We start from the raw sequence: 20,072 nt of genomic DNA on the forward strand, positions 1-20,072 counted from the left end.
GGTGACCGTGCGTGATATCGGGCTCCATGAGGGAGCAAGCCTTGTGATCGATGAGTCTGCGGTCGGCGACGAGCCGAGTCAAGGCGCTAATACGAATTATCACGCCGATTATCCGGAGAGATTTCCGACGACAAGGGGTTGACGGCAGGCGGTGGCGGGTCGCAGGATTTCACACCAACGTAGCTAATGCGTATTAGCGCAGAAACGATTGGACACGGAAAGTGACCGGATCGCGCAGGCGGGTGACCCAGCAGGACATCGCCCGGATGACCGGCGTCAGCCAGGCGACGGTCTCGCTGGTGCTCAACGGCCGCGACGACGGCAGCGTCCGGATCGCCCCGGAGACCCGGGAACGGGTGCTGGGCGCCATCCGGGCCACCGGGTACGTCGCCGACCCGGTGGCCCGGCGGCTCGCCGCCCGGCACAACCGGATCCTCGGCGTCTTCACCTACGAGCCGGTCTTCCCGGCCGGCACCGGCGACTTCTACCACCCGTTCCTGGTCGGTATCGAGGAGTCCGCCGAGCGCCTCGGCTGCGACCTGCTGCTGCTCACCAGCGCCCCGGTCACCGACGGCCGGCGGCGAATCTTCCACGACGACAACCGGCTTCGGCTGGCCGACGGCTGCGTCCTGCTCGGTCGCTCGCTGGACCGCGACGAGCTGGGCCGGCTGGTCGCCGAAGGGCACCCGTTCGTCTCCGTCGGCCGACGCGACGACGCGGGCGGACCGGTGCCGTACGTCGGCGCGGACTACGCCGCCGCCACCGCCGACGTGGTCCGGCGTGCCCTCGACGCCGGCCACACCAGGCTGGCGTACCTCGGCCAGGGCGCCGGCCCGGAATCGCACACCGACCGGTTCGCCGGGTACCGGGCCGCCCTCGACGCGGCCGGACTGCCGACCCGGCACGAAACCACCGACCGCTCCCCCGCCGACCTGCTCGACGCGCTGCTCGACGCCGGAGTCACCGCCGTGGTGGTCGAGGAGTACGCCGACGGTGTCGCGCTGGCCACCGTCGCCGCCGAGCGCGGCCGGACCGTGCCCGCCGACCTGTCCATCCTCGCCCTGGGCGACCCGACCCGGCCGACCACCAGCGACCGGGAGTTCACCGGCTTCCGGATTCCCCGCCGCGAGATGGGATGGCAGGCCGTCGAGGTGCTCACCGGGCTGCTCGCCGGGGTTGCCGGCACGGTGACCCAGCGGCTGCTGCCGTGCCAGCCGGTCGACGGCGTCACCCTCCTGCCGCCCCGGCACTGACCAGCTCACCCCCGGTCGCCCGCCGGGCGACCCTCGACCGTTCATGAGAGGACCGACCGTGCCCGAGATGCAGGCCGAAGTACTGATCGTCGGCGGTGGGCTCGGCGGCGTGGCCGCCGCCCTGGCCGCGCTGCGCGCCGGCCGCAGCGTGCTGCTGACCGAGGAGTACGACTGGCTCGGCGGGCAACTCACCAGCCAGGCCGTCCCGCCGGACGAGCACTCCTGGGTGGAGCACTTCGGCGTCACCGCCAGCTACCGGGCGCTGCGGGACGGCATCCGGGAGCACTACCGGCGCTGGTATCCGCTGACCGACCGGGCCCGGCGCACCACCGCGCTGAACCCGGGAGCCGGGCACGTCAGCCGGCTCTGCCACGAACCCCGGGTCGCGGTGGCGGTGCTGGAGGGCATGCTGGGGCCGTACCGGGGATCCGGGCGGCTGCGGGTGCTCCAGCCGTACCGGCCGGTGGCCGCCGACACCGACGGCGACCGGGTCACCGGTGTCACCGTGGCGCACCGGCGCACCGGCGAGCGGGTGCACCTGACCGCGCCGTACGTGCTGGACGCCACCGAGACCGGCGAGTTGCTGCCGTTGACCGGCACCGAGTACGTCACCGGCTTCGAGTCCCGGGCCGACACCGGCGAACCGAGCGCGCCGGAGCAGGCCCAGCCGACGAACATGCAGGCGGTGTCGGTGTGCTTCGCGGTCGACCACGTCGACGGTGACCACACCATCGACAGGCCGGCGGCGTACGACTTCTGGCGGGCGTACCGGCCGCCGTTCTGGGGCGACCGGATGCTGTCGTTCCGCTCCCCCAACCCGCGCACCCTGGCGATCTCCGAACGCAGCTTCACCCCCAACCCGGACGACGACCCGTGGCTGGTCCAGGCCGACCAGCGGGTCAACCCCGGCGACGGGAACCTGTGGACGTTCCGCCGGATCGCCGCCCGGCGCAACTTCGCCCCCGGCGCGTACGACAGCGACATCTGCCTGGTCAACTGGCCGATGCTCGACTACTTCGAGCAGCCGGTGATCGACGTACCCGATCCGGACGCGCGGATCGGGGCGGCCCGGGAACTGTCCCTGTCGGTGCTCTACTGGCTGCAGACCGAGGCCCCCCGCGCCGACGGCGGCACCGGCTTTCCCAGCCTGCGGCTGCGCGGCGACGTCACCGGCAACGGCACCGCCGCCACCGGTGGCGACGTCACCCACAGCGGGCTGGCCCAGGCGCCCTACATCCGGGAGTCGCGCCGCATCCGCGCCGAGTACACCGTCGTCGAGCAGGACCTCTCCCTGGAGATCCGGGGCGACAAGGGCGCGGTCAGCTACGCCGACTCGGCCGGGGTCGGCATGTACCGCATCGACCTGCACCCCTCCACCGGCGGCGACAACTACATCGACGTGGCCTCCTGCCCCTTCGAGATCCCGCTCGGCGCCCTGATTCCCCGCCGGGTGGAGAACCTGCTGCCCGCCGGCAAGAACATCGGCACCACGCACATCACCAACGGCTCCTACCGCCTGCACCCCGTGGAGTGGAACGTCGGCGAGGTCGCCGGCCTGCTCGCGGACTTCTGCCTGGCCCGGCGGGTCACCCCCCGCGCGGTGCGCTACACCCCCGGCCTGCTGGCCGACTTCCAGAACCGCCTCGCCGATTCCGGTGTCGAGCTGCGCTGGCCCGACATCGCCGGCTACTGAGGAAGGACATAACCTGATGAGGAACCGGTTGACGGCCGTCGTCGCGCTCACCGCGCTGCTCGGTCTGACCGCGTGCGGCGGCGACTCCGCCGAGTCCGACGGCCCGGTCACGCTGCGGATGACCACCTGGTCGGCGAACGAGGCCCACCTGAAGCTGTTCAACGAGATCGCCGCCGAGTACACCGCGACGAATCCGGACATCGCCGGGATCACCTTCGACCCGATCCCGTTCGAGAGCTACACCACCACCCTGACCACCCAGATCGCCGGCGGCAACCCGCCCGACCTGGCCTGGGTGCTGGAGAACTCCGCGCCCGACTTCGTCACCTCCGGCGCGCTGGTGCCGCTTGACGACACCCTCAAGGGCACCGAGGGGTACGGCTTCGACGAGCTCGCCCCGGCCGCGACGAAGCTGTGGCGGGCCGACGGCAAGCTGTACGCGTACCCCTTCTCGACCTCGCCGTTCGGGGTGTTCGTCAACACCGACCTGGTGAAGTCCTCCGGCGGGCAGAGCCCGGCCGAGCTGATCGCCGCCGGCCAGTGGACCTGGCAGAACGCGCTGACCACGGCGAAGGCGGTGCAGGCGGAGACCGGCAAGGCAGGTCTGGTGGTCCGCGACTTCGACTACAAGGGTTGGGACTTCCTGTCCACCGTCTGGACCGGTTGGGGTGCGCAGGCGTGGAGCGAGGACGGCCGCACCTGCGGCTTCAACTCGGCCGAAATGGTCGAGGCGATGACCGTCCTGCACCGGGGAATCTTCGTCGACAAGGCGCTGCCGGGCCCGGGTACCACCGCCGACTTCTTCGCCGGCGACGCCGGCATGACCATCACCCAGATCTCCCGCGCGTCCCTGCTGGAGGGGCAGAAGTTCGGCTGGGACCTGGTGCCGCTGCCCGCCGGACCGAAGGGCGAGTACGCGGTGATCGGCCAGGGCGGTATGGGTGTGCTCAAGCAGGGCCGCAACGCCGAGGCTGCCGCCGACTTCCTGGCGTACCTGACCAACCCGGCCAACTCGGCGAAGCTGGCGCAGTTCTTCCCGCCGCCGCGTACCTCGCTGCTCACCGCCGAGACCCTCGCCAAGACCAACCCGCTGCTGAGCCCGGAGCAGTTGCAGGAGGTGGTCATCGACGGAATCGCCGACGGGGTGGTCAAGCCCAGCCACACCGGCCAGGCCGAGCTGAACCAGGCGGTCCGGGCCGCGCTGGACCCGCTGTGGCGGCCGGACGCGGACGTGCGGGGCGTACTCGACGGCGTCTGCACCGCGATCAACCCGCTGCTGGCGAAGTAGGAACACTGTCATGTCGGTCCTGACCAGGGACACCGTGGGGCGGGCCGGTGGCCGGTCCGCCCCCGGCTCGGGCACCCCGCGTCGGCGGCGCGGCTGGTGGACGACCCGCCGCCGCGACCAACTCGCCGGGCTGCTCTTCGTCGCACCGCAACTCGCCGGCTCGGTGCTGTTCGTGCTGATTCCGCTCGGGCTGGTCGTCTGGTACAGCCTGCACGAGTGGAACGTGCTCGCCGGCACCTTCGAGTTCGTCGGCGCGGGCAACTACCAGGCCATGGCCGACGACCCGAACCTGCCGTCGGTGCTGCGGGTCACCGCGCTGTTCTCGGTCGGCCTGGTGGCGTTCAACCTCAGCCTGGCACTGCTCCTAGCGGTGCTGCTCAACCAGCGGCTACGCGGCACCGTCGTGTTCCGGACGTTGTTCTTCTCCCCGGTGGTCGTCTCGCTGGTCGCCTGGACGATCGTGTGGGGGTTCCTGCTCCAGGACAACGGCGGTGTCAACGGGGCGTTGGGTGTGGCCGGCGTGGCCGGGCCGAACTGGCTGCGTGGCGACTGGACGGCACTGCTGTCGGTGATCGTGGTGCAGGTGGTCAAGAACGTCGGCCTGAACATGGTGCTGTTCCTGGCCGCCCTCCAGGGCGTGCCGGCGGAGCTGTACGAGGCGGCCCGGGTCGAGGGCGCCAACGCCTGGACCCGGTTCCGGCGGATCACCGTGCCGCTGATCAGCCCGACCATCCTGCTCACCTCGATCATCACGGTGGTCGGGTCGTTGCAGGTGTTCGCCCAGATCGCCGTGCTCACCCAGGGCGGGCCGGGCACCTCCACCACGGTGCTCGTCTACTACCTGTACCAGCGGGCCTTCCAGTTCCACCAGTTCGGCTACGGGGCCACGCTGTCGGTGCTGCTCTTCCTGATCGTGCTGGTGCTCACCGTCGTGCAGTGGCGGATGCGCAGGAAGTGGGTCTTCCATGAACAGTAGGCTCTCCGCACGGGCCAAGGTCGCGCTCTACGGCGCGCTCTGCCTGCTGGCCCTGCCGTTCGTCTTCCCCACCTGGTGGATGGTCACCTCTTCGGTGAAACCGGTAGGCGACATCTTCGCCTTCCCACCGTCGCTCATCCCGACCGAGGCCAGCCTCTCCGCGTACCGCCGGGTCTTCGAGCTGCAACCGTTCGCGCAGCAGTACTTCAACAGCGGGTACATCGCGGCCGTGGTCACCATCGGCACCCTGGCGGTCTCGTCGCTGGCCGGGTACGCCTTCGCCCGGATCCGCTTCCGGGGTCAGCAGGTGCTGTTCGTGGTGGTGCTGGTCGGGCTGCTCATCCCCAGCGAGGTGACGATCGTCCCGCTGTTCCGCATGTTCAACTCGTGGGGCATGGTGGACACCCACTGGCCGCTGATCCTGGTGCCGATCCTCGGCGCGCCGAGCGTGCTGGCCACCTTCATCATGCGGCAGTTCTTCATCACCCTCCCCGCCGAGTTGGAGGAAGCGGCGCGGGTGGACGGGCTGGGCCGCTTCGCCACCTTCTGGCGCATCGCGTTGCCACTGGCGCGTCCGGCGCTCGGCGCGGTGGCGATCTTCACCTTCCTGCACAGCTGGAACCTCTACCTGGAGCCGATCGTCTTTCTTTCCACACCGGAGAAGTTCACCTTGCCCCAGGCGCTGACCCAGTTCGTCGACGCCTACGGTGGGCCGATGTGGGACGTGCAGCTGTCAGCAGCGTCGATGACCGCCATCCCCATCCTGGTGATCTTCGTGATCGCGCAACGGCAGTTCATCGAGGGACTGGCCCACACCGGCCTGAAGGGTTGAATCCGCGCGCGCGGCCGGTCCCCGGCCGCGCGGGCGCCGGACCGGGTCAAGCATGCACGACTGCAATATGCTTCGTGCTGACGGCAGTCCTCAGCGGACGCGGGCCAGGGTGGGAGCGTGACGTGACGGCGGCCGTGATCACAGCCAGCGCCAGCATCGTGGTCGCGGTACTGGTCTTCGTGCTCAACCAGTACGCCCAGATTCGCACTGAGCGCCGGGGTGCCCGCCTCGACCGGGTGGCGAGCCAGTTGCGCGATCTCTACGGTCCGCTGCACGCCCTTGTCGACGTCAACGAACGGCTCTGGCGCGCGCTTCGCGACGACAACCTGCCCGGCCAGCAGCAGCGTAGGTCCGACGCGGCGTTGACGGAGGATCAGCAGGATCAGTGGATGCGGTGGATCCAGCAGGCGCTGATGCCGGCGAACATCCGGATGCGCGACCTCATCCTCGGCCGCGCCGACCTGGTGATCGAGGACGGCATGCCGGAACCCTTGCGGGCCTTCTGCGCCCACGTCGCCGCGTACGAGGTCGTGCTGGCCCACCCGGACGACCGACGACCGGCCCTGATCGCGCACCCTGGTGACGCGTACGTCGACTACGTCCGCAGGTCGTTCGACGCGTTGAAGCGGGAGCACCACCGGTTGCTGGCCACCCGCCGCAGCGGTCGTCGGTAATCGGCAAAAGAGTCACACTTCACCCGGCGGGTCAGCGGCGGGGGTGGCATCTGACGGGTATCCTGCGCTCTGCTGGTGTACCCGCCTCGCGGGCGATACCCTGAGTCCTTCGGTAATCAGCCCCATTGCGATCGACGGGGGAGCCTCAGCCGAGACGGTGCGTGCTGGTGTGCCCGCCGCGACGCCACCCTTCGACCGAGGTTCCTAGGGAAGGCACAGGGTGTCACAGGAGCGGCCGACCGAGTGGGACGTCCCGGTGGACGACCGAACTCTCGCCGTCGAGACCTCGGGCAAGGCGGACGGTTTCCCGATCTTCCTGATGCACGGCATGCCCGGCAGCCGCAGCGGCCCGAAGCCCCGGAGCATGATCCTGCACCTGCTCGGCATCCGGCTCATCTGCTACGACCGACCGGGCTACGGCAGATCGACCCGCCATCCCGGCCGTCGCGTCGTCGATGCCGTGCGGGACGTCCACGCGATCGCCGACCACCTCGAACTGGACACCTTCGCCGTCGTCGGCCGCTCCGGCGGCGGGCCGCACGCCCTTGCCTGCGCCGCCAGCGACCTGTTCGCCGGTCGGCTGACCCGGGCGGCGGTGCTGGTCTCCCCGGCCCCCACCGACGCGCCGGGGCTGGACTGGTACGCCGGCATGGCCCCCTCCAACGTCCAGGCGTACCGCGAGGCGATGTCCGACCAGCGCAGGCTGATCGAGTCGCTGACCATCCGGGCCGACCGCACCCGCCGGGATCCGGCGAGCGTGGTCCGCTTCCTCGACGGCGAGTTGAGTGCCGCCGATCGCAACGTGGTCGAGGATGTCGCGATGCGCCGACAACTGGCCGCCAGCTTCGCCGAGGCGGTCCGCTTCGGTGCCGACGGTTGGATCGACGACGCGCTGGCGCTCAGCCAGGACTGGGGCTTCGACCCGTCGTCGATAAACGTTCCGGTCCGCCTCTGGCACGGTGCCGACGACGCCTTCTCACCGGTCTCCCACGCCCGCTGGCTCAAGTCGCAGATCCCGCACGCGGAGTTCGAGGAGCAGGCCGGGGTGGGCCACTTCGCCGCGATGCTGATCCTGCCGGACATTCTCGCCTGGCTCGCCACGCCCCAGGTGGCTCTCGTCGACGCCCGTCCGGGCGGTCGGGTCTGACCCGACCGCCCGACGAGTCACGGCGACGGCGCCGTGCACCGCTCAGAACGGGTGCGGATCCAGCACGCGGTCGAGCAGCTTCCGCTGGCCCAGCGCACGCACGTCCGGATGCCCGCCACCGAGCCGCTTGACCAGCTCGGCCACCGCCGCATCCAGTTCGTCCGGTGCCGTGTCCGGCTCCCGCAGGTGGCGGATCAACGCCAGGTTGGCCGCGGCCCGCAGGGTGTCCGGGTGCTCAGGCCCGAGCACGGTACGCAGCACCTTGCGCAGGTCGTCCATCAACTCGAAGGCTCCACCGAGATCCCCGTTGTCCGCCTTGCAGATCGCCAGGTTCGTCTGAGCGGCGAGCACGAACGGGTGCTCCGGGTGCAGCATCTCGCCGAGTCCGCTGACGGCCACCTGAGCCGACATCCGGGCGGACTCCCGACTGCCCTGCGCCCGGGTCGCCACCGACAGATTGTTCTCGCAGATCAACGTGTGCGGGTGTCGCGGCCCGAGCAGCGCCCGATAGAGCGCCTGCACCGACCGCAGCTCCTTCTCGGCTCCGGCGGCGTCGTCGAGCGCCAGCCGATTCGTCGCCCGGCTCAGCCGGGCCGCCAGCGTGTCCGGGCTGTCGTCACCGTACGTCGCCCGCAACGAATCGTACGCGGCGTCGAGCAACTGGGCCGCTTCGACCGGCCGACCCACCGTGCGCAGCGCTACCCCCAGGTTCGTCTGCGCACCGAGCGTCGCCAGAGCGTGCGGGCCGGACAGGTTCTGATAGTCGGTGAGCGCCTCCTGCGACTGCACCAGGGAACGGTCGTACTCGCCGGACTCCCGCAGGTCTCGGGCCAGATTCACGGCCGAGGAGAGGGTCCAGTGATTGTTCCGGCCAAACATCACCCGGCGCTGGTCGTAAACCTGCTGGTCCAGCCGCTGCGCCTCGGCCACCTTGCCGTTGAGCCGCATCGAGGCGGCCAGGTTGTTCAACGCCGTCAAGGTACGCGGAAAGTTCTCACCGAAGTCCCGCGACCACATTCCGTAAGTCTGCTCATCTTCGGCCAGGGCCTCGGCGTACCGGCCCAGACCTCGCAGGTCGGCCGCGAGCCCACCGGCGGTCATCAGCGCGTCGGCATGTGTCTCGCCGAGCAGTTCCCGCTGCTCGGCGAGGGTTTCCTCGTCGAAAGCGTGGGCCTGTTCGAAATGCCCCTGCGAGCGCAGGATGTTGCCGAAGTTGAAGCGCAGCCGCAGCAGCGGCGGGTGCAGCATCTCACGCTCGCCGGGGTCGGTGCTCGCCTGAAGCCGGTTCGTCCAAGCCCCGAGGATCCGCTCGCCGAGCTCGCGGGCCTGGCCCAGCACACCGCGCAGCCAGATGTAACGCACCCGCTCGACAAGCAACTCCAGCACGGCCGGATCGTCGGAGTCGAGCGCCGCCTGCATGGCGACCTGCGACTCCTCCAGGTGGGGCCAGAGCATCCGGAAACGTTCCCAACTGTCCGCCACGTCGACGTCGCTGTCCGGCCTGGCCGCGGCCAGGGCACTGATCACCTGCCGGCGGGTGCTCTGCCGCTCCTCCTCGGTCATCCGACGTTGCACGGCGTCGCGCAGCAGGCGGTGGATCTCGATCTGCTGAGCTCGGGTGTCGAGCCGCAGCAGCGCCAGCCGGTTGATGCGCTGGATCAGCCGCGCCGCGCCGGAACGGGTCGGCACCGACGGATCGGCCTGCCGCAGCAGGTCTCCGATGCCTCTGCTGTTCAGCAGTTCGATGGAGACCTTCACCGACAACACCGAGCAGATCTCCAGCAGCCGGTACGCGCCGGGCGAGTCCTGCTTCAGCCGGTCCAGCGACGGGCCCCAGGTCTCCAGGGCGGTGCCCTGCTCGGCCAACTCGACCAGATATTCGTCCACCGAACCACCGCGGACCGCCAGCAGGGCACCACCGACGGCGAGGGCGATCGGCAGGTCACCGAGCGCCTCGGCGACGCGGTCCGCGTCCGGCCGGGACAGGCTGGCCACCTGCCGCTGGAGGTGCTCGATGCTCTCGGCCCGGCTGAACGGGCTGATCTCGATGGTCTCCGCGCTCTCCTCCCACGTCCGTTCCCGAGCGGTGATGATGATGTGGCCCCGGCCGCCCTGCGGCAGGAACTCCTCGATCTCCCGGTAGTCCGCGACGTTGTCGAAGACCAGCAGCCACCGCGGATAGCGGTCGCCGCGAATCAGCGTGTCGTGCACCTGGCGGATGGCGGCCGGGATGTTCACCGCCTCGGGCAGGCCCATCCGTTGACCGAGATCGACCAACGACGAGTCGACCAGGGCCTTCGGGTCGGCCTCGATCCAGAACACCAGGTCGTAAGCCGTTCGGAAGCGATGGACGTACTCCAGGGCGATCTGGCTCTTGCCCACCCCACCCATTCCGCGCAGGGCGACCAGCGAGTAGCCACGGCTGGCACCGGCTTGGAGCAGCCGCCGCAACCGGCGCAGCTCATCGTCGCGTCCGATGAACTGCACGTTGGCCACCGGTGTCTTCTGCAACTCCGGGCCGGCACCCGGATAGCGGGACCCGGTCGCCGCGGTCACGTCCGAGCTGGTCAGCTCGACCCGGCCGACCAGCCGCAGCAGGCTCGCCGCCGCGTCACCCGCCCTGCTCACACCGTTGAGGAAGACCGACGTCTCCAGCGTGAACTCGGGCAGCGGCTTGACGTCGTCGATGTACACGGCCAGCGGGGTGCCGGAGCCCGGGGTCTCCGACGGCGGCAGCGCGCCCGGCGTGGTCTCCGCGTACGCCGTCGAGACGACGGTGAGCGTCCGGGTCGGGGTGACCTCCCGGTGAACCGCGGGCAACCCCCCGTCGATGACCTGGATGCCGACCAGGCCGAGGATCCGCTCGACCCACTCCGCCCAGACCTCGTCCTTCGGGGCGTAACGCAGCAGGATCTCCCCCTGCGGCAGGAACCTCTTGCGCTCGTACTGCGACCGCAGCTGACTGCGCACGGCATCGTCCAGCCGCGGCAGGGACCGGACCTCACCGTCGGTGATCGCCGTGGTCAGTCGTTCGTAGGCCGACAGCATCGCCCGGTCGGTGCCGAACGTCGCCAACGTCTCCTCGTACGCGTAGTAGGCCACGTACGGCACCTCGACCTCGGCCCAGTAGTCGCGACGGTCGCCCTCGCTCATCCCGGCCGGCAGTCCGGCGAAGCGGTGCATGGCCAGCGCCCGACCGGCGTTGGCCTTGTCCTGTTCGGCCGGGTCGACCCGCATGGGTGCCGGCAGCACCCGGATCCGCCGGTGGTTGTAGTACCGCTCGGTCACCTCGCGGGCCACCCGGGCCGCACCTTCGATGCCCTGGTCGCTGAACGTGAAGCAGTCGACAAGCACGTCCGGCAGGTGGATCGTGCAGATGCTGGCCACATCGCTCAGCCCGGTCCGGCTGTCGATGAGCGTGTAGTCGTAGTTGCGTCGCATGTCCGCGCGCAACGCGTCGATGAACGCCGCCCCGCCCAGCCCGTCGTAGAACACGTCCCAGTCCAGGCCGCTGATCCCGGCGGCGTAGTCCCGGTTGTGCCGCCCGGCGGAGAGAAAGTCCAGACTGCCCCCGTTGGGAAAGGTGTAGTTCAGCGAGAACGCGAACCGCTGCACCCGCGCGAACTCCGCCTCCCAACCGTTGGGCAGCAGGCGGCGCTTCGGCAGCCCGTCGGCGTCCTTGGCCGAGGCCTGGGTCTCGAAATCGCGAACCATGTCGATGACGCCGCCGGTGCCGGGCAGGGCACCCAGGTCGATGAACGGATGGTAGAACCGGTGCAGACCGGGCGACTCCAGGTCCCAGTCGGCGACCAGCACCTTCTTGCCGTTCGCCGCCAGGATCCACGCCACGTTTGCCAGTGCCATGGTCCGGCCCGTACCACCCTTGAACGAGTAGAACGTGACCACCTGGCCGCTGCGTTCGTCAGTCATCGGTCCTCTTCTGTACCTGAAAACGTGTTGCTGCCGCCCGACGTTTCGGGCCGACCGAGTTGCGGTCGCCGACCCCGGGGCCGGTCCGACGGCACGACGGGTGCGTTCTTGAGGAACTGACGGCGGGCCTCGGTCACCAGCTCCGGCATGATCTTGACGAACTCCGACAGCTGGGTGACCCGCCTCGCCGCCGGCCGGTTCGCCCGGTCGAGCATCCGCGCGACCCGGTCGGCGAGGCGGTGACCGGCGGGCACGGCCAGCGGATCGTCCTTGTCGAGCACCATCAACGGGATCACCCAGCGGGGCAGCCGCTTCAGCACGAGCGCCAGATCATGCTCGCCGGCGCTGTCGCTGACGATCCATGGATCGACGAGTAGCACCGAGGGACAGCGGGCCATCGCGTCGCCGGCATCGGCGAAGCTGGTGACGTGGGTGGCCAGCCCCAACCGCTCGGCCGTGCTCGCGACGTACTTGGCGGCGGGCAACGCTTGATCCTGCCCGAACGGGCGCCACTGCTCGCTGCGCTCGGCGTACACCCCGGGTGCCCGCTCCGCCGGCACCTCGACCCGGGTCGGTGCGGCGACGACCACCACGAACTGGGCGTCCGACCGCGAGGTGGGACGCGCCTCGGCCACCTTCGGCACCACGGAGGACGGCAGCGGATGTCGCTGCGCGATCTGCGTGACCTCCGTCGCGATACGACTCAGCACCTCCCGGTACGCCGAGCGGTAGCTGGTGAGCATGCACAGCGCGCGCAGCCCGTTCTCGGCGTACCCGGTGACATCGACGGCTAGTTCGAGCGCCTCGCGGGTCTCCGCCGTCTGGTCCCAGGACGGCAGCGGAATCCACAGCACCGGCAGGATGTGTCGGTACTTCCCACTGATCGAGGACGCCTTCAGTCGACGTCGGAACGCCTCCAACTCGCCGAGCGGCCAGGAGTTGCTGAGATAGGCGGGCGAGTAGAGCGGCACGAACACCTGGGTGTTGCCGAGTGCCGTGGTCAGCGTCTCTTCCCAGTCCGCACCGGAACTCAGTTGCGCGTCGAAGAACCCGACCTGCCGGTCGTCCGGCGCGGCGATCTGGCCGCGGATCGCCGCCGACAGATCGTCGAAGAACACCTTGACCCACTTGTCGGGATCGAGCCGGGGATCCTCCAGCATGGGCGGGGAATGGGCGTAGCTGAGGAAGAAGTAGGTGCCGTGGTCGACCGCCGGCGGCGCCGCCGTCGCCCCGATCCCGCTCATCTGTCCCTCCCGGAGAACTTCCTGGGGGGCCGGTTTGGCGCGGTCAGCACCTGCGGCTCCACCCAGTGCGATCGGGTCAACTCAACGATGCGCTGGGCGAGTTTCCAGATCACCACGTCGCTGGCGGCGTCGTTCATGGAGAGCAGCCCGTACAGGCCCTCCTGGTGGTATCTCGGCACCACGTTCTCGTCCGGGGTGCCTTCCGGGGAGAACCACTGGAGGCCGTCGGGCGGCTCGCACGTATCCTCCTGCGCCCAGCACACCGGCACGATGCAGGTCTCGCGGGTGGGCCGGCCGTCGCGGCGGGTGACCGCCCGGCCGGCGAACAGTTCCCATTCCATCGCGCACCACTCGCTGTCCAAATAGGCTGGCGACAGCAGGGCGACGAAGACCTGGCAGGTGCCGACGGCCTCCAGCAGTTCCGGGGTCCATTTCTCGCCGCCGCGCATGGTCCGGTTGATGAACCCGGGATCCGCACCGGCCTGGCGGCTCACCAGGGCGTTGACGTGAATCGACAGCTCGGTGAAGAGTCGTAACGCGTTCGTGTTGGCCTCCCGCCGGCCACCGGGCGCCCGCAGGGGTGCCTTGATGACGGCATAGCTGACAAAGAACAGTGGGGCGAACGGGTCGTCCACCACCCTGTCGTCACCCAACTGTCGCTCCCCCGCCATCGACCGCAGGTGCCACCGCGCCGTCGCCCAAGGTAAGCACACCGGCACGGGTGGGTCTATACCGCTTTACGGTCGGCGATGCCCGGCCATCCAGGTTGTCGCGAAGTCGACCGCATCGCGCAGATCGAGCAACCGGGTCGGTGCGCTGCCCACGAGGCCGCGACCGACCGGCAGCCCGGCATCGATCGCCGCGCCGAGCGCGGAGAAATCACTCATGTCGAGCGACGGCGCTAGGAAATCGCGCCGCTCCCGACGCCCGGCCACCAGCACGTAACAGCGATAGGCCCGCTGCGGCGGTGGACCTGCCGGCCGGCGTGCCTCCGGCCGGTACTCCGCCAGATGCAGGGCCGTACAGCTGGTGTAGTCCACGCCGAGCAGCAGGACCGCGGCACCGGCCCGGTAGAGACGCCCCAGTGGCGAGCGCTCCCCGAGGTGGCAGTCCAGGTCGTGGACCGCGGTGAACTCGGCCGCACGCCGGCCGATGGCGGCGAACGACGTGAGGGGGTGACCGCTGCGGGCCGCGCCGGGCTGCTGCCGCAGGTACTCGGCGAAGATCCCCATCCCCTCGGAGGGGGTGGTCGCCGGGTCGAACCCGGGTAGTCGAGCCTCGTAGGCGGCCCGGCCCGCCGCGTCCATCCCCTCGGTCGCGGCCCGGAAGGCCGGACTCGTCGGCGAGTTGCCGGCCGTCTGTGCCGGCACGACGAGCGTCGCCGCCGGCCCGGTCACCCGACGCAGCGCCGCCAGCAGCGTTGCCGGGCCGCCTGCCGCCGGTCCCATCCGCCGCATCGAGCAGTGCACCAACAGGTCCCGCCCGGCCCGTACGCCGAGTGCGGTCAGGTCGGCGGCGAGCCGGTCGACCTCGGCGGGATCAGCACGGCTGACAAGGATCGCCCGGTCAACGCGGGTCATCGGACCACGAGTCCACGGTCTGGCGCATCTGCCGCACAAAGCGATGCCCATGCTCGGTGAGCGCTCCGGTGCCGGCCAGCTCGTCGATGGCACGCACCGTCCACCCGCGATACCGGCGGTGCCGCTGCCGGGCCAGGGGGCCATGCCGGGCCCGCCAGATGTCGGCGACGGCCAGATGTGCGTACGTGCCCTGGAGGGCGCCCTCCAGGGGTCGCGGGTCGTCTCGCCACGGCACGCTGAGTCGCTTCCGGTACGCCGGGTCGTACAGCTGGCTCACGTCCAGCACCGCGCCGAGTTTGACGTGTTGGAACTCGTGCACCAGCAGCTCCGCCAGCGGATCGGCGGCGGCCGGCACGGTGCCGAGCGCGCCGAAGGCGTCCCGGGACGCGGCACTGCGCAGCCGGCCGCCCGGATCCACCCGCAGCGGGGTGACGATCCGCAGCCCAGCCCGCAGCCCCGCGATCTGACCGGGCGCAGTGCGCCTGATCCGGGCCCAGGCGGCAGCCAGCGACCCCCGCCAGGACGCCAGCTGCGCCGAGTCGAGTCGGCCGGTCACCGGCCACTGGTAGCAGTCCCGGTACGGGTCGATGTCGTCGATCAGGACCGACCAACCGTCCAGCTCGACCTGACGTAGAGGTGCCCAACCCGCCGGGGCCGTGGTCCCAACCGGCGGCACCGTGACGAACGATCTTCCGGCACGGACCGTGAATCCGCCACCGGCAATCGACAGGCGTGCGCTCCGCTCACCCGGCTCGTCGATGGCCTGCGCGCCGAGACCCGGCAGATGCAGCAGGCCGGCGCGCACCGGCACCTCGATGTCCGTGTCGACACCCGCACGGACGGCCGCAGCCGCGGCCAGCGCGCCGAGGTAAGCCCAGTCAGGGGCCGCACCGGAGACCGGTGCGAGGCAGTGCCGGGCCCACCGACGCAGGTAGGGGTGGGCGAAGGTGGCCGAGACCGCCTCGGTCGCCTCGTCGTCGAGCCGGACGATCAGCTCCCAGGCTTCAGCCAGCGGCGTACCGGCGACCCGGTCGGCGATCTGGACCAGCAGTCCCCGCACGTAGGCGAGCTGGGCGGCGGCGAGCCGCCGCAGGCTGGCCTCCGAGCCGTGGCCGGTACCGAGATCGTCCAGCAGGTCGGCGGCGGGCAGGCCGTCGAGAAGCCGGTCCCCGGCAAGGTCGGTCGGATGGGTGGCCACGGCCGTCTCCGGCGATTCACGGTTCATCGTGACAATCAGCTTCTTCAGGTCGGCGCAGTAGACCGACGGGTTGTCGAAACCGCCGGCAACGGAGTAGCGGTGCGCCCGCAGGCCACCGCCACACTGGCTGACGACGGCACACGCCCGGCAGGTCTCGCAGAGCCCGGTGAGGCCACGCCGGCTGCGGGCGAACTCCGGATGGGTGGTCACCACGTCCGCCGAGTGGCGGAAGACGTCCAAGCCCGTCCCCGCCGCGCCGTCGAACGCGGTCTTCATCGAGTCGGCGAGTTCCCAGGTGCCGTCGGTTTCGATCACCGCGAGACCCGAGGGGTCGAGTCCGACCGCCTCGGTGCCGCTTCGCCCGCCTGCGGCGGTGGCCAGCAGCGAGTCGAACAGTCGGATGTCGACCGGCCGGCCGTCGCGGACCCACCGTCGGTAGATGGGTAGCAGCCAGTCCGCGTACGCGGTGGCTCCGCCAGCTCGCGGGGGCGGATCGGCCCACGTCGCGTGCGGAAGCAGGAAGTCGATCCGGGGTGGTGCCTCGGCCAGCAGCGCCTGGTAGACCGCGACCGGGTCGTTGCGCACGTCGATCGTGCAGAGAATGCCTGCGTAGCAGCGGCGGTACGCCGGCCGACGGAGCAGGGCCAACGCCCGCCGCACCTGGGCGTGGCTGCTGGCCCCATTGGCGAAGCGTCGGTGCCGGTCGTTGGCCGCGGCGTCACCGTCCAGCGAGATGCCGACGCGCACGCCGTGCTCCAGGAACAGGTCGCACAGTTGCGGGGCGAGCAGCACCCCGTTGGACTGCATCCGGAGGTCCAGTTCGGCGACCGGCTCGATGGCGGCACGCAGGCGGGTCAGCACCATCGCCAACCCGGTCGGGCCCAGCAGCAGCGGTTCGCCGCCATGTAACACCAGGTGAACCCGGCGCAGCCCGCGCTCTCGGGCATGCTCGGCGATGCGGAGGGCGGCGGCCGCCACGGTCTCCGGGGCGATCGTTCGCGGCCGGGCCCGCCAGCTCTGGTCTGCGTGCTCGTAGACGTAGCAGTGGTCGCAGGCCAGGTCACATCGGCTGTGCACCTTCAGGACGTACTGGTTCAGTGGAGGCGGGCACGGATCAGCTTCGCCTGGTGTCCTGGACACCAGGCATCAGATCGCCGAATTGAACGCCGCCACATCGACCGCCCCGGCGCGGTCGCGGTCCTCGACGATCCGACGGACGAGGGGGCGGACCTGCTCGGTGGAGAGCTGACGAAGTGGGGTGCGCAGAAGAACAGAGAGATCGGTTGACGTCTGCTGGGTCTCGACGGGCGCGGCATCGGCCACGAGTGACTCCCCTCAATGCCGGTACCTGCGGGACGGATCAGTCGACGGAGCGGCGAACGTCACTCCAATTAGTAGCACAGAGACGACCCGCCGTGATATCCCGTGGCAGCGACGAGCCCCGGTCGATCGTTGCTGACCGCCCGGGGCTCGTCGGATGCGTGTCGGATCAGGCGAGGTCGAACCGGTCCAGTTCCATCACCTTGGTCCAGGCGGCCACGAAGTCGGCCACGAACTTGCCACGGGCGTCGTCGCTGGCGTAGACCTCGGCGAGCGCCCGGAGCTGGGAGTTGGAGCCGAAGATGAGGTCGACCGCGGTCGCGGTCCACTTCACCTGGTCGGTGGTCACGTCACGGATCTCGTACGCGTGCTCCTGGTTCTCCGACGCCTTCCAGCGCGTGCCCGGGGAGAGCAGGTTGCGGAAGAAGTCGTTGGTGAGCACGCCGGGCCGGTCGGTGAGCACGCCGTGCCGGCTGTCGCCGACGTTGGCACCGAGGGAACGCAGGCCGCCGATCAGGACGGTCATCTCGGGCGCGGTCAGGTTGAGCATGTACGCCCGGTCGATCAGCAGCACCTCCGGCTGGGTCTTCTCGCCAGCCCGCAGGTAGTTGCGGAACCCGTCGGCGCGCGGCTCCAGGACCCGGAACGACTCGATGTCGGTCTGCTCCTGGCTGGCGTCGGTGCGCCCCGGATGGAACGGGACGGTGATCTCGACCCCGGAGTCACGCGCGGCCTTCTCCACGGCGGCCGAACCGGCCAGCACGATCAGGTCGGCGAGGGAGATCTTCGCCCCGCCCGCCGCGTTGAACTCCTGCTGGATGCCTTCGAGGACGCTCAGCACCGTCGCGAGCTGCTCCGGCTGGTTGACCTCCCAGCTGCGCTGCGGTTCGAGGCGGATCCGGGCGCCGTTGGCGCCGCCGCGCTTGTCGGTGTACCGGAAGCTCGCGGCCGAGGCCCAGGCGGTGCTGACCAGCTGGGCGGTGGTCAGACCGGACTCCAGGACCTTCGCCTTCAGCGCCGCGATGTCGGCGTCACCAACCAGCTCGTGGTCGACGGCCGGCACCGGGTCCTGCCACAGCTGGGGCTCCGGCACCCACGGTCCGAGGAACCGGCTGACCGGGCCCATGTCGCGGTGCAGCAGCTTGAACCACGCCTTGGCGAAGGCCAGCGCGAACTCGTCCGGGTTCTCCAGGAACCGGCGGGAGATCTTCTCGTACGCCGGGTCGACGCGCAGCGACAGGTCGGTCGTGAGCATCGTGGGCTTGTGCTTCTTCGACGGGTCGTGGGCGTCCGGGATGATCGCCTCGGCGTCCTTGGCGACCCACTGCTTGGCGCCACCGGGGCTGGTGGTGAGTTCCCACTCGTAGCCGAAGAGGATCTCGAAGAAGCGGTTGCTCCACTGCGTCGGCCGGTCGGTCCAGGTGACCTCGAGGCCGCTGGTGATGGTGTCGGCGCCCTTGCCACTGCCGTACGTGCTCAGCCAGCCCAGGCCCTGCGACTCCAGCGGCGCACCCTCGGGCTCCGGACCCACGTGGTTGTCCGCGACACCGGCGCCGTGGGTCTTGCCGAAGGTGTGCCCACCGGCGATCAGCGCGACGGTCTCCTCGTCGTTCATCGCCATCCGGGCGAAGGTCTCCCGGATGAAGTGCGCCGCCGCGAGCGGGTCCGCGTTGCCACGCGGGCCCTCGGGGTTGACGTAGATCAGCCCCATCTCGGTCGCACCGACGCCCTGCGACATCTGCTTCTCGGAGACGTAGCGCTCGTCACCGAGCCAGGTGTCCTCCGGACCCCAGAAGATCTCCTCGGGCTCCCAGACGTCCTCGCGGCCGAAGCCGAATCCGAAGGTCTTGAAGCCCATCGACTCCAGCGCCACGTTGCCGGCGAGCACGAGCAGGTCGGCCCAGGAGATCTGCTGGCCGTACTTCTGCTTCACCGGCCACAGCAGGCGGCGGGCCTTGTCCAGGTTGGCGTTGTCCGGCCAGCTGTTGAGCGGGGCGAAGCGCTGACCGCCGTCACCGGCGCCACCGCGTCCGTCCTCGATGCGGTAGGTGCCCGCGGCGTGCCAGCTCATCCGGATCATGAGGCCGCCGTAGTGCCCGAAGTCGGCCGGCCACCAGTCCTGGGAGGTGGTGAGGACCTCGGTGATGTCCCGCTTGAGCGCCTCGACGTCGAGCTTGGCGAACTCCTTGGCGTAGCTGAAGTCCTCCCCCAGCGGGTTGCCCTTCGACGAGTGGGCGTGCAGCACCGAGAGGTCCAGTTGGTTGGGCCACCAGTCCCGGTTCGTCCGCGGGCGACCGCCGGTCTTCGGGGTCGGCGAGTCGATCGCCGGGTTCTCGCTCTCGCTTCCGTGGGCGGTCACCGAGTCGTGCGCGACCGGGCAGCCGGCCGCCGCCTTGGCGTCCACGCCCTGGGCGCTGGACAGGGCGTCGTGCTCTGCGTTGCTCAATGTGCTTCCTTCCGACCTGGCGGTTCACTTGTGGTGCGTGCGGTCGCGCAGTCAGGGCAGGTGCCCCAGTAGACGACCTCCGCCTCGTCGACCGCGAACCCGTGGTCGTCGGAGGCGGTCAGACAGGGGGCGTAGCCGACGGCGCAGTCCACGTCGGCGATCACACCGCAGGAGCGGCAGACGACATGATGGTGGTTGTCTCCCACCCGGGACTCGTAGCGGGCGATCGCCCCGGTGGGCTGGATGCGCCGCACCAGACCGGCGTCGGTGAGCGCCCGCAGCACATCGTAGATCGCTTGGTGGGACACGGTGGGGTGATCGGCACGGACCAGCCGGATCACGGTGTCGGTGTCGACGTGCGGGTGGTCGCGCAGTGCCGCGAGCACCGCCAGCCGGGGCCGCGTCACACGCAACGAGACCGCCCGCAGCTGCGCCTCGAAGTCGGCCGTCATGCCGACGAACCTACTCGACTCTTCTGGAATCAATCAAGT

General features: G+C 70.2%; 15 protein-coding genes. 7 read left to right on the top strand and 8 right to left on the bottom strand.

Translation table 11 applies throughout. The features are described 5' to 3' along the window. The first annotated feature begins 242 nt into the window (after positions 1-242). From O7597_RS29415 to O7597_RS29445, 7 genes are all read left to right on the top strand, one after another. Entirely contained in the window at positions 243-1,253 is a 1,011-nt protein-coding gene (locus O7597_RS29415; RefSeq protein ID WP_269741943.1) for a LacI family DNA-binding transcriptional regulator, read from the top strand. A gap of 43 nt (positions 1,254-1,296) precedes the next feature. Then, positions 1,297-2,946, top strand: coding sequence for an FAD-dependent oxidoreductase (locus O7597_RS29420; protein ID WP_281581374.1), 1,650 nt, complete (start codon positions 1,297-1,299; stop codon positions 2,944-2,946). A gap of 16 nt (positions 2,947-2,962) precedes the next feature. After that, complete coding sequence (locus O7597_RS29425; protein WP_281581375.1) at positions 2,963-4,234, top strand: sugar ABC transporter substrate-binding protein; 1,272 nt, start codon at positions 2,963-2,965, stop codon at positions 4,232-4,234. Between the two features lie 10 nt (positions 4,235-4,244). After that, positions 4,245-5,210 (top strand): sugar ABC transporter permease, encoded by a 966-nt coding sequence (locus tag O7597_RS29430; protein WP_281581376.1) that lies wholly within the window; start codon positions 4,245-4,247, stop codon positions 5,208-5,210. Beyond that, positions 5,200-6,042: a carbohydrate ABC transporter permease gene (locus O7597_RS29435; protein WP_281581377.1), complete on the top strand. Its 843-nt coding sequence runs from the start codon at positions 5,200-5,202 to the stop codon at positions 6,040-6,042. The genes O7597_RS29430 and O7597_RS29435 overlap by 11 nt, the downstream gene beginning before the upstream one ends. Positions 6,043-6,164: 122 nt before the next feature. Continuing rightward, complete coding sequence (locus tag O7597_RS29440; protein ID WP_281581378.1) at positions 6,165-6,716, top strand: hypothetical protein; 552 nt, start codon at positions 6,165-6,167, stop codon at positions 6,714-6,716. Between the two features lie 256 nt (positions 6,717-6,972). Further along, the gene (locus tag O7597_RS29445; RefSeq protein ID WP_281581379.1) at positions 6,973-7,863 is read left to right on the top strand and encodes an alpha/beta hydrolase; all 891 of its coding nucleotides are present in this window, start codon (positions 6,973-6,975) and stop codon (positions 7,861-7,863) included. Between the two features lie 42 nt (positions 7,864-7,905). Here the strand turns inward: O7597_RS29445 and fxsT are convergent, their stop codons facing one another. The 8 genes from fxsT to O7597_RS29485 form a co-directional block, all read right to left on the bottom strand. Continuing rightward, the gene (fxsT, locus tag O7597_RS29450; protein ID WP_281581380.1) at positions 7,906-11,793 is read right to left on the bottom strand and encodes an FxSxx-COOH system tetratricopeptide repeat protein; all 3,888 of its coding nucleotides are present in this window, start codon (positions 11,791-11,793) and stop codon (positions 7,906-7,908) included. Further along, entirely contained in the window at positions 11,790-13,037 is a 1,248-nt protein-coding gene (locus O7597_RS29455) for a TIR-like protein FxsC (RefSeq protein ID WP_281581381.1), read from the bottom strand. Before O7597_RS29455 ends, fxsT begins: the two co-directional genes overlap by 4 nt. After that, positions 13,034-13,690 carry a TIR-like protein FxsC gene (locus O7597_RS29460; protein ID WP_281581382.1) on the bottom strand — a complete coding sequence of 219 codons (657 nt, stop codon included), beginning with the start codon at positions 13,688-13,690 and terminating at the stop codon, positions 13,034-13,036. Before O7597_RS29460 ends, O7597_RS29455 begins: the two co-directional genes overlap by 4 nt. An 84-nt stretch (positions 13,691-13,774) precedes the next feature. Next, the gene (locus O7597_RS29465; protein ID WP_281581383.1) at positions 13,775-14,617 is read right to left on the bottom strand and encodes an AAC(3) family N-acetyltransferase; all 843 of its coding nucleotides are present in this window, start codon (positions 14,615-14,617) and stop codon (positions 13,775-13,777) included. Further along, complete coding sequence (locus tag O7597_RS29470; RefSeq protein ID WP_281581384.1) at positions 14,604-16,955, bottom strand: FxsB family cyclophane-forming radical SAM/SPASM peptide maturase; 2,352 nt, start codon at positions 16,953-16,955, stop codon at positions 14,604-14,606. Before O7597_RS29470 ends, O7597_RS29465 begins: the two co-directional genes overlap by 14 nt. A gap of 6 nt (positions 16,956-16,961) precedes the next feature. Continuing rightward, positions 16,962-17,138, bottom strand: a complete 177-nt coding sequence (locus tag O7597_RS29475) for a hypothetical protein (protein ID WP_281581385.1) — start codon at positions 17,136-17,138, stop codon at positions 16,962-16,964. 166 nt (positions 17,139-17,304) lie between these two features. After that, positions 17,305-19,581 carry a catalase/peroxidase HPI gene (katG, locus tag O7597_RS29480; RefSeq protein ID WP_281581386.1) on the bottom strand — a complete coding sequence of 759 codons (2,277 nt, stop codon included), beginning with the start codon at positions 19,579-19,581 and terminating at the stop codon, positions 17,305-17,307. Continuing rightward, positions 19,578-20,033, bottom strand: a complete 456-nt coding sequence (locus O7597_RS29485; RefSeq protein ID WP_269741949.1) for a Fur family transcriptional regulator — start codon at positions 20,031-20,033, stop codon at positions 19,578-19,580. The genes katG and O7597_RS29485 overlap by 4 nt, the downstream gene beginning before the upstream one ends. Between the last annotated feature and the right edge of the window lie 39 nt (positions 20,034-20,072).

Source organism: Verrucosispora sp. WMMC514, from assembly GCF_027497295.1.
GTDB lineage: Bacteria > Actinomycetota > Actinomycetes > Mycobacteriales > Micromonosporaceae > Micromonospora > Micromonospora palythoicola.